General features: G+C 69.0%; 10 protein-coding genes and 4 pseudogenes. 5 read left to right on the forward strand and 9 right to left on the reverse strand.

What is annotated here, in order from left to right; genetic code table 11:
- From AC07CM_RS48945 to AC07CM_RS48960, 4 genes and pseudogenes are all read right to left on the reverse strand, one after another.
- Positions 1-258 (reverse strand): annotated as a pseudogene (locus AC07CM_RS48945) (hypothetical protein); the annotation flags it as partial.
- A gap of 537 nt (positions 259-795) precedes the next feature.
- Positions 796-1,058: pseudogene (locus AC07CM_RS48950) on the reverse strand (DUF4235 domain-containing protein); the annotation flags it as partial.
- Between the two features lie 4 nt (positions 1,059-1,062).
- Positions 1,063-1,542, reverse strand: a complete 480-nt coding sequence (locus tag AC07CM_RS48955; protein WP_478883065.1) for a DUF3618 domain-containing protein — start codon at positions 1,540-1,542, stop codon at positions 1,063-1,065.
- Entirely contained in the window at positions 1,539-1,970 is a 432-nt protein-coding gene (locus AC07CM_RS48960; RefSeq protein ID WP_478883066.1) for a phage holin family protein, read from the reverse strand. Before AC07CM_RS48960 ends, AC07CM_RS48955 begins: the two co-directional genes overlap by 4 nt.
- 320 nt (positions 1,971-2,290) lie before the next feature.
- On the opposite strand from AC07CM_RS48960, the gene AC07CM_RS48965 reads away from it, so the two are divergent.
- Complete coding sequence (locus tag AC07CM_RS48965) at positions 2,291-2,839, forward strand: DUF1062 domain-containing protein (RefSeq protein WP_478883067.1); 549 nt, start codon at positions 2,291-2,293, stop codon at positions 2,837-2,839.
- Between the two features lie 213 nt (positions 2,840-3,052).
- Here AC07CM_RS48965 and AC07CM_RS48970 read toward each other — a convergent pair whose 3' ends face one another.
- Positions 3,053-3,673, reverse strand: a complete 621-nt coding sequence (locus tag AC07CM_RS48970) for a cysteine hydrolase family protein (protein ID WP_478883068.1) — start codon at positions 3,671-3,673, stop codon at positions 3,053-3,055.
- 355 nt (positions 3,674-4,028) lie between these two features.
- Between AC07CM_RS48970 and AC07CM_RS48975 the strand changes: the two are divergent.
- Positions 4,029-4,566: pseudogene (locus tag AC07CM_RS48975) on the forward strand (DinB family protein).
- Here the strand turns inward: AC07CM_RS48975 and AC07CM_RS48980 are convergent.
- Complete coding sequence (locus tag AC07CM_RS48980; RefSeq protein ID WP_478883069.1) at positions 4,560-5,015, reverse strand: VOC family protein; 456 nt, start codon at positions 5,013-5,015, stop codon at positions 4,560-4,562. The pseudogene AC07CM_RS48975 and the gene AC07CM_RS48980 sit on opposite strands and share 7 nt — an antisense overlap.
- A gap of 366 nt (positions 5,016-5,381) precedes the next feature.
- Here AC07CM_RS48980 and AC07CM_RS48985 point away from each other — a divergent pair, with 366 nt between their 5' ends.
- Positions 5,382-5,927 carry a hypothetical protein gene (locus AC07CM_RS48985; protein ID WP_478883070.1) on the forward strand — a complete coding sequence of 182 codons (546 nt, stop codon included), beginning with the start codon at positions 5,382-5,384 and terminating at the stop codon, positions 5,925-5,927.
- 422 nt (positions 5,928-6,349) lie between these two features.
- On the opposite strand, the gene AC07CM_RS48990 is transcribed toward AC07CM_RS48985, so the two are convergent.
- On the reverse strand, positions 6,350-9,607 hold the full coding sequence (locus tag AC07CM_RS48990) for a TIM-barrel domain-containing protein (RefSeq protein WP_478883071.1): 3,258 nt from the start codon (positions 9,605-9,607) through the stop codon (positions 6,350-6,352).
- 199 nt (positions 9,608-9,806) lie between these two features.
- Here AC07CM_RS48990 and AC07CM_RS48995 point away from each other — a divergent pair, with 199 nt between their 5' ends.
- Together AC07CM_RS48995 and AC07CM_RS49000 are read left to right on the forward strand one after the other, a co-directional pair.
- Positions 9,807-10,457 carry an alpha/beta hydrolase gene (locus AC07CM_RS48995; RefSeq protein WP_478883072.1) on the forward strand — a complete coding sequence of 217 codons (651 nt, stop codon included), beginning with the start codon at positions 9,807-9,809 and terminating at the stop codon, positions 10,455-10,457.
- A 754-nt stretch (positions 10,458-11,211) separates the two neighbouring features.
- Positions 11,212-11,565: pseudogene (locus AC07CM_RS49000) on the forward strand (hypothetical protein); the annotation flags it as partial.
- 141 nt (positions 11,566-11,706) lie between these two features.
- On the opposite strand, the gene AC07CM_RS49005 reads toward AC07CM_RS49000, so the two are convergent.
- Positions 11,707-12,003 carry a hypothetical protein gene (locus AC07CM_RS49005; protein ID WP_478883073.1) on the reverse strand — a complete coding sequence of 99 codons (297 nt, stop codon included), beginning with the start codon at positions 12,001-12,003 and terminating at the stop codon, positions 11,707-11,709.
- Between the two features lie 403 nt (positions 12,004-12,406).
- A complete protein-coding gene (locus AC07CM_RS49010) occupies positions 12,407-12,652 on the reverse strand; it encodes a helix-turn-helix domain-containing protein (protein ID WP_478883074.1) in 246 nt (81 codons plus the stop codon).
- Positions 12,653-12,927: the final 275 nt, after the last annotated feature.

A 12,927-nucleotide genomic window follows, 5' to 3' on the forward strand; every position in this document is an offset into this window, starting at 1 on the left:
GGTGGTCTTGGTGGTCGTGGTGCCGCGCCGGTTCTTGGTGGTGGTCTCGGTCGTCGTGGTGGTCTTGGTGGTGGAACGGCCGTGGCCGTGCGAACTGTGGAACGCTGCCGCCGCGGCGGGCGCGGCGTGCGCGGGCGGGGAGGCGGCGAAGGCGCTGGCCGGGATCATGGCGCCGCCTACCGCCAGGCCGGTCGTGGCCACCAGCAGTGCCAGACGCCGCGTGCGGGAAGTGCCGGGGACGGAGAGGGTGGCAGACATGAGAGGTACTCCTTCGCGTAGGGGGGAAGTGCCGGTCGGGGCCGGTAGGAGGGGCTGCCCTGTCCGGCGGCCCCGGTACATCCAGTAAGCCCGCCGCCTGCCCGGCCCGTCATGACACTCCATGTCGGGACTTGACGGATCCAGGTCCGGTCAGTGCCGTATGCCGAAAGCCCGCTGGCGAGGGGCACGGGCAGCTCGGCGGCGCGGGTGCTATGCGGGACGGCTCTCCTGCACCAGGCCGTGTCCGCACATCAGGTCAGCCAGAGCCATAGGCAGGCGAGGGTGACCAGGGCCTCGCCCAGCCAGGACTGCCCCTTTTTTCGGGCCCCGGACGCGTACTGGTGGGCCCGCTACGGTGGCCGAGTCGATGCACACGCAAGTGCCACAGGCCAGGAACGGTCAGTGAGCGGGGCGGCACATCCGCGGCGGGCGGGCCTCGAGCGGTCCGCCCGGCAGCCGGCCGCGGCCGGTCCTCCCGCGACACGGGGCCGGTACTCGTCGTACCGGCCCCTTTCCCGTCCGACGTGCTCCCGGCCAGCCGGGCCAGATGCCGGTCAGGCGGCGTGTGCCGGCGGCCCCGCACGGTCGACGGCCGCTTCGACGTCGGCGAAGACCGCGCCCTGCGAGGTGGCGGCGAGCACCACCTCGCCCCAGCCGCGGTCCGTGCCGGTGGCGTCGCGGACGCCCTCGTCGTGACCGAGTACCCTCCACGCCTGTTCGAACAGCTCGCCGGCGAGCCTGCCGCTGAGGGCACCCAGAGCGAGACCGGCCGGCTTGTAGGCGATCTTGGATGCCTTCACGGTGTCATCCCTTCTTCCGGTACATCAGCCACCCCAGGACGGCCGCTGTGGTGGCGGCCGCCAGCAGGCCGCGGTTGCCGCGCGCCACCCGCAGGCCCCGGGCCGTCGTGGCCCGTACCGGCTCGGGTGCCTGCTCCTGCCACATCCGGCTCGCCTGTGCCGCTGTGGCCCGGGCCTGCCCGGCGACCCGGGCGGCCTGGTCCTTTACCGGGTCGGGCAACTTGTCCTGCACGCGGGCCGCCGCCTCGGCGGCCCTGGCCTTGACCTCCCCGGCCGTCAGGGAGGCCTGCTCCTTCAGCGCGCCGGCCTTCGCGGCCGCCTGGTCCTTGATCTCGGCGGCCTTCTCCTGCGCGCGGGCTTTGACGTCGGTCCTGGCCGCGAGCGCCTCCACCATCTCCCCGAGCTCGTGACGGGTGTGCTCGATCTGCTCGCGCAGTTCCTCCGGACTCTGGGCGGTGGGCTCGTCGTGGGGCGGCTGGGTCATCGGTGCGCACTCTCCTTGATCTCGGCCACGTCGGCCTTCACGTTCTCGATCGTCTGTCGGGGCGCGGGCGGGGCGGCCTGGGAGACCTCCTTCTTCCCCGTCAGCGTCATCACGGCGGCGACCACGCCCAGGAGAGCGGTCACGACGAGGGCCGCGGCCCACGCCGGCAGCGCCACCGCCAGCGCGGCGATTGCCGTGGCCACCAGGGCCTGCAGCATCAAGAACCCGACCAGTCCGGCGCCGCCGAACAGCCCACCGCCCTTGCCGTAGCGCTTGCCCTTCTCCTTCATCTCCGTCTGCGCCAACCGCAGTTCCTCGCGCACCAGCTCGCTGAGCTGCTGCGAGGCACGTTGCACCAGCTCACTAACCGGTTCCGCCTCCCGCCCCTGCCGGCCCGGGCCGCGGTGCGGCTGTGTACTCGACGACATGGCGATCACCTCCCGTCACTCGGCTCTTTTCGGCCCGAAGGCGCCGGGGGCGCCTTCGGACACGGCGTGAGTACCCCCGACAGACCAGTTCAGGACGCCGGGCGTGAACTGCCCGTACCTAAAGGCGTCGCTGCGCGCGCAAAAACCAGTGGAACAGCACCGCTGCGCGCCACTAGCGTGCCGCCGAGCCCGAGTCGTCCAGGCAAGGACGTGCCGTTGTACACCGTGTGAGACATCCCGAGCGCTGATTCGTCGCGCGTCGCGCATGCGCGCCGCGCTGCTTTTTGCTGCGGACTTCTCACTGAAACCGGTGTACTTCTGTGCTCAATACCTGGGTGGTCGTGCCCACCTGCCTGCCGCTCGTCCTGCGCCGTTGCCACGCGTGCGCGTCCCAGCGCTACCGGGCGAGCGGCAAATTCCGCGTCAACGCACACCACAAGCTCATCGACGCCTGGCTCCTCGTGCTGTGCACCGCGTGCGGACACACCGCGAAGCTCACCATCCTGGAGCGGATGCACGTGCGCTCCGTACGGCCCGAGCTGCTGGACAGGCTGCATGACAACGACCCCGGCCTGGCAGCCGAACTGCTCCAGGATCCACGCGTGCGGCGCCGTAATCGCATCGCCCTCGACTGGGCGGGCGCCTGGCGCGTGGAGACCGACGGATCGGCTCACCTGGAGCGCGAGGTGATCGACGTCTCGGTCCGCTTCGCGGCGCGGATCCCCCTCCGGCCGGTGCGTCTGATCGCTGAAGGCTGCAATCTTGCACGGGCCGAGGCCGAGCAACTGATCACGGCAGGGAAGCTCGTCTCGGCGGTCCGGCTGAGCGGCAGGCTCTCCAGCGACTTCACCTTCACCCTCAAGCGCTGAGCCCGCTTAGGACCTTGGGGTCTTGGGGCCTGTCCGGCAAAACCCGCCGCACGGGCCCCAAGACCTGCCGTCTGCCTGCGAACGCCTTGACCGCTGATGTGCCGCTGCAGCTCGACTGCGAGGTCGTGGCCGTTGTGAACGGCGAGGGTCATGGGCGTTTGCCCGTCAGACCCAGGTCAGCCGCGCTTCAAAGCGAGCGCTGCGTTCGTGGGTTCAGCCTGTCAGTGTGTGGACGAGCTCCGCCGTGGTGACGATGGCGTGGGCGTAGGTGGGGCCGTTCAGCTCGTGTGCGGCGTGCATCATGTCGGCGCCGTACGCTGCGGTCGCGTCGGTGACGAGGGTGACGTGGTAGCCGAGCTCCATTGCGAAGCGGCCGGTGGACTCGATGCAGGTGTTGGCGAGCAGTCCGATCAGGACGACGTGCGTGATGCCGTGCTGCTTGAGCTGAAAGTCCAGGTCGGTGTTGGCGAAGCCGCTCTGAGCCCAGTGCTCCTTGATCAGCAGGTCTCCCAGCCGCGGCTGGAATTCCGGGTGGAACTCCCCTCCCCAGCTGCCGCGGGCGAAGGTCTGCAGGCGTTGCGCCTTGCGCTGGCTGGGATTGGGATGGTCCCAGCCGACGAAGTCGCCCTCTTCCCAGCGCCGGTGCGGGACGAACGCCACCGTCAGGCCGGCTGTGCGTGCGGCGTCGATGACCGTGCGCAGGTTGCGCAGCAGACCCACTTGCCTGGCCACCGGCTCCAGGCGCGGCCACAACTTGCCGCCCTCGGAGAGGAAGTCGTTGTAGGGGTCCACCAGCAGTACGGCTGTGCGACGGGAGTCGTAACGGTCCGTCATGACGGCCGCCTTTCCGGTGGACGATGTGCGTGATCCACTATGCGTCCTTGCCCCCACCACCGAACTGCGGCTCGCCGACCCCGACCACGTCGTCGAGTATGAGCCGGACCGTCGCGTCGGCTGGGAGCCGAGCCTGGTCGTGGACACCCGGACGCGACCGAGCCCGGGTCCGCGTGGGGCCGCCGCTGGGTCTTTGAACTGCTCCCCGACGGGGCCGGGGCGACGGTGGTGACCGAGATCTTCGACGGTTCGCGCCTGCCGGAAGACAGACGCGCGGAGGCGAGCAGCGGGCGCGCCTGGTGGCGGACGCAGATGGCGAGCACCTGGAATGCCTCGCCGAAGTGTGCGCCGCCCGGTGAACGCCGAACTCGCCGCCCTCAAAAGCGCCCTGGACCGCCGGCGCGAGCACGTCGTCGGGATCCTTCAGGGGCTCTCGGAGGACGATCTGCGGCGACCGGTGCTGCCCAGCGGCTGGAGTTGCCTGGCATTGCTGCGCCACCTCACCCTGGATGTCGAACGCTTCTGGTTCTCCGGGTTGATCGCGGGCGAGCCGGACGTGGCCGGCCGGCTCACGGCGGGCGCGGAGGCCCACTGGTACGTACCCGAGGGAATGAGCGCCGAGGAGGTCTTCGCCGATTACGGGGCGGCCATCGCGCGCGGACGCCGTGCTCGCCGCCGCCACGCCCGAGCAGCGGCCCGCCGCGTGGCCCGTGGAGATCTGGCCGGCCTGGCGGCTGCCCGACGTGCGGCACGTCCTGATCCACGTGCTCACCGAAGTGGCCTGCCACAGCGGCCACTTGGGCGCGGCACGTGAACTGATCGACGGCACCACCTGGCTCGGCGGCAACCCCTACGCCGGCCAGTTCCGGGACTGGCCGTCAGTCGTTCAATGAACGCAGAACTCGTTGCCCTCTGGGTCGTGCATCACGGCGAAGAAGGAACCCGAGGCCTCCGAGTCCTCGATGCGCAACCGGGACGCGCCCGCGGTCTCCAGCCGCGCCACCTCGGCAAGCACGCGCTCCTTGCGAGTGGCGAACGGGACGCCGCGCCCTCCGCTCACGCCCAGATCAAGGTGGAGTCGGTTCTTGACGACCTTCGGTTCGGGTACCTGCTGGAACCAGATCCGCGGGCCGCCGCCATCGGGATCGATGACGGAGTCACTGCAGTCGCCTGTGCCCAGCTCCGCCTCTGACAGGCCCTGGCCCAGCCAGTACGCGCGCCAGGTGGCGAACGGTGCGGGCGGCGGCTCGACTTCGTACCCCAGCGCAGCGGCCCAGAATGCCGCGAGCCGCTCAGGGTCAACACAGTCGACGGTCAACTGGAGTTTGGGATGGGTGATCACCGGCAAACTGTACTGGCCCTGTGAGCGCCGGCACTGTGTCATCAGTGAACGCACTCCGTCCGGTTCCCTGCACCACTCAGTGGGACACCCTCGCCTCCTCACCCGCACCAGGGAAGGGTCATTGCCGGCGATGACGGCGTCGGGGGCGCGCTCCAGGTGCCGGGCGAACCGAGGGACGGTCGCACCGCTCATCACACGAAGATCAACACTTACGCTGCCTGAACGACCACAAGAAGTGGTCCAAAGCCTGCAGCCATCGACACAGCCGGCCGAGTTGCCGTCCGCGAGACAATGCCGGTCGCCACCGTATTGACGAGGCTTGATCAACGGCGAGTAGGGTGACCCGCGCAAGGTGCGATCGGGGGGGTGGAACGCGTGAAGCGGCAACGGCTGTGGCTGATCGCCTGCGGTGCCACGGTGGCGGTGACGCTGCTCGCGGCCTGCAGCGGGTCGGGCGAAAATGCGGGGGCGGATGCGACGCCGTCGGCGAGGGCTTCGAAAGGCCGGACGGCGGCCCTGGTGTCCGACAGGGCCGTGAAGGCCGACCAGGTCAAGTCCGCTCTGGAGGCCAGGATTTCTCCCCTTGAAGAACGCTTCGGCTCCGGTGTCAACTCGCCCTGTTCAACGGCGTCGTCCACGGTGTTCACGCAGGATTGCGCCGTCGCGGCGAAGGAGACGAACACCGATGCGGCGTATGCCCTGAAACAGATCCAGGGCCAGGCAGGGTTCGCCACGCTGCGTTCGGCCGCACAGAAGATCCAGACCGCAGTGGCCACGTATCAGCAGTTGGGCTGTGCGACGAACCCGGCGAGGGCGGTGACCCGCCACGCGTGCCTGAAGCCGGCGGCAGTCCTCGCCCAGGGCTTCTCCGACCTGCGCGACGGCGCCAACCTCGGCCTTGCCGGCAAGTAGTCAGCGGCCTGTTCCACCACTGTGTCCCGGACTCCGGCTGATCGTTTCAGAAGGGGGCGGGCCGACCAAGGTGCGTCGTTGCCTTCCCAACACCCGCCTCCTGCGGTGCGCGCATGATCGAGGCGGCGAACTGCGTTCAGATCAGCAGCTCGCGCCACTCCTGCTTCGGCGAGCGCCCGCATCAGAGTAGGGAGCACGGCACAAGGTCGGTTCGCGTGCGTTCGCACGTCCTCCTCTCAGCCCTGACTGTGGCCGAAGACCGGCCTGCCGCAGATGACTTGCGAAGGACCGGGCGCCCAGGTCAGGAGACCGAGACGCCCGGGACCGGGGGATAGGCGGGAGGGGACCGCGGGTCAGACTGCTCTCGGGGCCCCGCTCCCATACATGACCAGGGCGCGGGCTCCTCGATCTGCGCGCGACGATCAGCGATAGCTCACTGTCACCGCCGTGTGGGTGCTCTGCGCGGGAAGCGTGACCTGAAGAGTGCGTTGATCGCTGTTCCAGTACCAGGCCGTGGCCGGCAACGGCTTGCCCGCGGCCGTCACCGTCTTCGGGGACTGCCCGACGCCCAGGAAGCGTACGGTCCACTGGCGCCGGCTCGCCTGGCCGGTGAACCTTCCGCGAGCGGCTCCGATCGTCAGCTGACGGGAGACTGCACGCTCGGTGTAGCGAGCCTGCACCGTCGCAGCCTGCGTGGAGACGGTGCTCCTGCCGTCGTCGTCGTACAGGGTGAGGGTGCCCGAGGCGCCGGGGGCGATGGTGAGGGTGAGCTTGCTCAGTGTGCTGTGGGCGTCGTCGGCAACGGTGGTGGACCGGGTGGCGATGATGCCGCCGGAGCGTACGAAGACCGGCATGGTGTCCAGGGTGGTGGTGATGTCGTAGGTGGCTCCGCCGGCGGGCGCGGTGTAGGTGGTCCCGGTGAAGTAGTCCGTCCACTGCCCGGGCGGGAACCAGACCGCTGTGGTGGTCTTGGTGCCGGGCTGGGTGACCGGGGCTACGAGCATGTCGGGCCCGTAGAGGTACTCACTGCCCGCCTTGCTGTAGGCGTCTTCTTCTTCCGGATATTGCAGGTAGAGCGCTCGGGCGACGGGGATGCCGGTGGCGTTGGCCTCGTGTGCCAGGGTGTAGGTGTAGGGCACGAGCGCCTCGCGAAGCCTCAGGAACTTCTCGGCCGACCTGCGTGCTTCGGGGCCGTACTGCCAGGGCAGCCGGTCGCTGTGGTTGCTGTGCAGGCGGTCGATCGGCTGGAAGGTGCCGAACTGCACCCATCGCGCGTACAGGTCGTCGGGCAGCTTGGAGGTGCGGTGCGTCGTGCCGTCGGCGAGGTAGGTCTCCGCCCCGGGGATGCCGTAGCCGTCGTTGTGGCCGCCGATGTCGTGGCTGACGGCGGACAGGCCCGTCGCGGCCGACTCTCCGGGGGTGTAGCCGACTTCGGCGCGCAGGGTGCCCCAGTTCGAGGTCGTGTCCCCGGAGAAGTGGATGGTGGTGCGCTTGTCGGCCCAGGGCCCGGTGGGCAGCCCCACTCCTGCGCTGTAGCCGCCGGCCTGCAGGGATCCGTAGGCGCGGGACAGCACGAACCCGCGGCCGCTGGTCTCGGGGGTGAGGTCGGCGTACTGCTGGTTGATCCAGGCGTCCGGGGTGACGCCTGCCTGCGAGGAGCGTGAGGTGTCGCAGCACCAGTCCAGCCACCAGAAGTCGTTGCCGGCCTGGTCCATCGGCCGGTGCAGATCGAGGTAGGCCTTGAGCTCGTCCACGTCGCCGAAATCGAAGGTGTAGCAGTCCGCCCCGGCCGCGGACGCGCATCCGCCCTTGACCAGTTTTCCCTTGGCCGTGGCCTGGGCTCGGGCGAACTGCGGGTCGCTGCCCAGGATGCTGGGATGCACGTTGAGCGTGTTGGACAGTCCCTGGCTGCGCGACCAGTCGAAGAATCCCTTCGGATCAGGGAACTTCCGCGCATCGAAGTTCCATCCGCTCCAGGTGTTCGGCGCTTTGAAGTCGGTGTCGGTGACGAGCACGTCCAGCGGCACGTTCGCGGCACGGAACGCCGGGACGATGGTGTTCTCGTAGTCGGATGCCGTGCGGTCGATGTACTCGGAGTACCACACCCCGTACGCCCAGCGGGGCAGCAGCGTGGACGGGCCGGTCAGCATCGCGAGGTCGGTCAGGCCCTGCCGGTAGTCGTGCCCGAAGCCGAAGAGATAGCCGTCCTGGTAGGGCTGTCCACCGTGCGCGGGACGTGGTGCGCCCTTCCCGGTGCGCGTGTCGTACGCCGCGGACGCGGTGTCGTCGAGCAGGTACCAGCCGTCGCGGTGCAGCAGTCCGGGGGTGGTCCAGGGGGTGGGGTCGGCATCGCCGTCGAGCCCGTCGAGGCTGCGGCGGTAGCCGCCCAGCGCGAGGTGCGGTGCGGGCGCGGGCCGGGCCAGAGGGGTCAGCGCGAGCGTGTCCACGTTGACGTGACAGCTGTCGGCGCCGGGGCAGCTCAGGGTGACGTCCTGGGCTCCCGCCTTCAGCTCGACGGGAACGGAGGCCGTCTTCCAGGTGTCCCAGTCGTCGGTCACCGGCAGGTCGAGGGTGCGGGCCGGCCCGCTTCCCGCCGCGACCTGGATGCTCCGCCTCTGGTGCAGGCCGTCGCTTCCGCTGCCGTTCGCGTAGCGCAGATGCAGCAGGTAGGTGCCGTCCGCGGGCACGCCCGACACCGGCTCCACGAGTCGGGCGCCTTGGTTGAGTTCGGCGACGAAGCCGTATCCGGCGTATCCCTGGTGATCGGTGGCGACCTCGGCGGAGCCGGTGATGCGGGTCTCCTCGGCCTCGCAGCCGGTGCCGAAGCGGCATCCCACCACCGCGCTCGCGGTCCGGGAGGGGTATCCGGCTCCCGGCGGGAGAAGGGCGACGCTGTCGATGTTGACGTTGCCCAAGTCGCCCGGAGCGCGGTGCAGCCGGACCGTGTGGTGGCCGCCGGCGATGGCCAGGGGAAGACGCGCCACCGCCCACGTGTTCCAGTCGCCGGTCTCGGGCAGGCTGAGTTCACGGTCGGCGCCGCCGTCCACGCTGAGGCTGAGCGTCCGGGTTTCGTGCCGGCCGTCGCCGCCCACCGAGTTGGCGTACCGCACGGCGTACTCGTACGTACCGGCTGTCGGCGCCTGTACGTCCGTGGAAAGGGAGTTGCGGTCGACGCCGAAGCCGGCCAGGAACCCCTTGCCGGTGAAGTCTCGGTGATCGGCGGCCAGTCCGGGCCCGTCGTACAACTGGTCCTCGGCCTCGCACAGCGCGCCTACTGTGCAGGTGCGGTGCTGCCAGGGTGAGGCCAGGACCGTCGAGGGACCCGCCTTGAGCTGCACGCTGAGGTTGTCCGCGGTGAACGGTCCGGACCCCACCGTGTAGCGGAGCGTCAGGGCGCTGGTGGCGATGGACAGGACGCCGTCCCTCACCGAAGACGTGTAAGGCGTCGTTGAGAAGGAGCCCCGGCCGACGGCGTTGAAGGTGGCGTCGTCCTCGAACTTTCCGTCGCCGGCGTACTCGGTACGGATCAGCGTGGGCGAGAGGATCTCGAAACGCGCGTCGGACACCACCACGGTCGAGGCATGTGCCGGCTTCTTCGCGGTCTCTGCTGTGGCGGCAGGGGCACCGAGAAGGCTGAACGTCACAGCCAGGCACGGCACTAAGCGGACTGCGGTGGCCATCCTCGCCCGAGGGCGGGGGATGAGAATCGATGGTTGCACGGCACGCTCCACGGGTCGATGACAGCGCTCTCGCGAGCACATCGGGCATGCGGCTGAACCTCTGCAGGGGATCGCACCGGCCGCGTACAACGTTGTAACGCGGCCGTCCCGGCATGACAGCACGGCAGATTCTGTGTGTCTACACACCGGACAGACATCGTTGTCAGACGTCGGCCACAAGCAGATCCCCCTGCAAATGGCCGAAGACGGAAACCCCCACGGCTCCGAACGGGCCCGACTCGCCGATACCCGGTTCGTCCTGAACCAGCTCGAGCTCCTGGCGGCCGGGCACAATCCCGACGCCGTCGGGCGCCCGCTGCCCCGGCACGTCCCGCGAGCGCCGGATCTGGCACGGGTGGGCATGTACGGGCACTCGGCGGGCGGCACGGCGGCTGCGCAGGCCGCGTACGAGGACCGCCGGATCCGCGCGGTGGTCAACCTGGAAGGCTACCTGGACTATTCGTCGGATCAGCCCGGCGAGCCGGCGCCGCTGTTTCCCGTGGCCCGGTACGGAATGAACCAGCCGATGCTCCTGCTGCGCACCGACGGCTTCCGCAACGCGGACATCGACCGCTCCTGGTCGGCCATGCTCGATCACCCGAACCGGCGCACCTGCCGGCGACAGATCGACGACGCGATGCACCGGGTGTTCAGCGACTTCGCCGCCATGGTGCCCCAGCTCCAGGCGGACGGGCTGATGACCGCCGAAGGCCGCGACCAGATGGTGGGCGCGCTCGACCCGGCGCGCTCGGCACCAATGGTGCGCGACCACGTCCTCACGTTCCTCGAGCGCAATCTGTCCAGCACATAGGGCCCCGTGCACTACGGCGCCCTTGTGCTGAGCGCTTCACCTGGCGATCGTCGCCAGGTGAAGCGCTCAGTCACAATTGATCACGACTCCATACGCCACGCCCTAAGGGCCGAGGAACACTCATTCACCGCCGTCATCGCGCGCGGAGCTTCCGCCTGCCCGCTCCCAAGTGGACTGGCGTCGGTACCGCATTCACCCTGCTCGTCGTTGTGTGCCCAGCCGTAGTCGGCCATGCCTTCGCCGTTGGCCCCGGTCACGTCGCCTACCGCTGTCCGGCGCTCATCCATCCGGTCGGCATCGTGATCACCGCCGTCGGCGTCCTCGCTGCGGTCTTCGTCGGTATCGTTCAGACAGCTTCCTCGTCGACCGGGTAGGTGATGTCGCGCTCCGGCAGCACAGAAACTTCCCATCAGCCCGACCCGCGGTGGCAGTCGTCTTGAAGTATCGGTGCCGGAGTCGGGAAAGGGGCCGCGGCGGTAGCGTGCCTGAACTGTCCGATAGAGGACGGGGCCAGCCCCAGCGGCTTCCCCGCCGAGCACTACGAGCGCACCTGGCAAGGGCTTCACGCTCGAGGAGCTGAAGTAAACGGGCCGCTGGGGCAGGCAGTTGGACTGCCCCGTCGCCCCGACTGCGGCCGGCTCCAGGGAAAGAAGGCTACAAGAAGCTGTGTCCGAGGCTTGCATGACAATGCGAAAAGGCTTCCGATGAGCCCGTCTATGCTGAGCCGAGGCAGCACAGGGGGAGGGGACAGCAGATGGACTGGTTCTGGTGGGTGCTCATCGTCTTTTGGACAGGTGGCTTCGCGTGGGCGGCTGACAACGTCCGCACCGCACTGCGCAATCGGCACGAGCGCAAGTTGCAGTTGCTGGAGGCGGCGAAACAGGAACGCTTGGCCGTCGAAGCAGCGAACAAGCCTCCGGAGCCAGTGTGCGGATGCACGCACCACCTCGCCAAACACGACAAGCAGGGCCAATGCCACGAGCGCGTCGAGGTACCCGTCGCCTGGGACGAGAACAAGAAGCCGCTGCGTTACGAGGCTGGTCAGTGCAACTGCCAGCAGTACGTTGGACCGCAGCCTCTGTCGCAGGTGTTTGCTGAGGACCTGAGCACCGGCAGACCGGACCCGTTCCGACACGTGGCAGGAACAAGTAGTCGAAGCGACGAACGGGCCGCCGCCAGGAGAGCAGGAAAGCCGCGACTGCGCAGCGGGTCGGTCAATGAATCCGGCTCGCCCGCAGATGTGTTCAGGTCACGGGCGGCTGGTGACGTTGCCCGCGAACGCCTCGGTGGCCGCAGCGCCGAGGCCGACGAGGGACAGCGCAGTGGCTGTGGTGATGGTGAAGAAGCGGCGGATCATGGTCATCCCCCTGAGGCCGTCGTCGGTGATCACGACGACGTTGCCGTGCCCGGTCGTCTGCAAGACGTCCCTGGTGCGTGCTGTGACGTCAGGGTCGATGTCCATGGTGACGACTCGTCCCTGGTCTCCGACCAGCTCGGCAAGGTAGGCGGCGTTCACCCCGCCGGAACCGAACTCCAGCATGTTCATCCCGGGCTGGATGCCATCCTGCTCGATCTGGATGGCCTGAATCCGCGGAGCCGACACCGAGCCCACGCCCGTCGCGTCGGTCGCGGCCGTAGTCGATCTCGGATTTGATGCGGTGGCCGTCCGGCGACCAGCCCGGCGCCAGCGGAAACGTGCGGGGGATCACCGGCCCGAGCTCGTCGGCGCAAACCAAGGTCGCACCGTCGGGAGGGCAGGTGTAGAGCTCGATGATCCTCGTCCTTTTCCCTCAAACTCTGCGTCCTTCGAGCGGGTCCAGGACCGGGTGCCTCGCCAGCGCACTCCCTCGGCCAGCAGGATCCGGCGGACCTGGCTGCGGCCGACTTCGATGCCCAGCCGCCCAGCCTCGGCAGCCAGGGAGTCGAGGGTCCACCCCGGTGGCCCGGACTCATCCGCTGCGGCCAGCTCTCCGTCTGCCTGCACAGTCAGCCGGCCCAGTGGCGGCTGCTTGACCAGGCCGATGATCCGGGAGCGTTCCACCTCCGTGATCCGACGCTTGCGGCCCTGCCCGCCCAGATCCTCCAAGGCTCAAGCGATTGAAGCGGTGCAGCCAGCGCCGGACCGTCTTGGGGCTGCACCTCAACTCATCAGCGATGGTGGGCACTCGCTGTCCGGACCAGCTCAGCTCAACCATTCGCGCCCGCAGCACCAGATCACGAGGCGCCTTGCGCGCTCGCGATAGTCGACACACGACGCGTTCCTCGTTCTCATCACGACTCGGCCGTGCCCGTAACGCCACCGTTCAGCACCCGCCCCCGAGCAGCCGAACCACCCCGCCACCGGGACATATACCCAGCGAATGAGGAATCCAGCACTAGGGACTGTCTTCAGTTGTGATCAAGCCGGGCTGGGCGCCAATCCGATAAGACTGTTCTGTGACGCGTGCGCAACTCACCGATGGTGAATGGG

It is taken from the genome of Streptomyces sp. NPDC044061, assembly GCF_056434305.1.

Coding starts and splice junctions, on each gene's coding strand:
- AC07CM_RS48955 (WP_478883065.1), bottom strand. CDS start 1,542: ATGACCCAGCCGCCCCACGACGAGCCCACCGCCCAGAGTCCGGAGGAA.
- AC07CM_RS48960 (WP_478883066.1), bottom strand. CDS start 1,970: ATGTCGTCGAGTACACAGCCGCACCGCGGCCCGGGCCGGCAGGGGCGG.
- AC07CM_RS48970 (WP_478883068.1), bottom strand. CDS start 3,673: ATGACGGACCGTTACGACTCCCGTCGCACAGCCGTACTGCTGGTGGAC.
- AC07CM_RS48990 (WP_478883071.1), bottom strand. CDS start 9,607: ATGGCCACCGCAGTCCGCTTAGTGCCGTGCCTGGCTGTGACGTTCAGC.
- AC07CM_RS49005 (WP_478883073.1), bottom strand. CDS start 12,003: ATGAACATGCTGGAGTTCGGTTCCGGCGGGGTGAACGCCGCCTACCTT.
- AC07CM_RS49010 (WP_478883074.1), bottom strand. CDS start 12,652: ATGGTTGAGCTGAGCTGGTCCGGACAGCGAGTGCCCACCATCGCTGAT.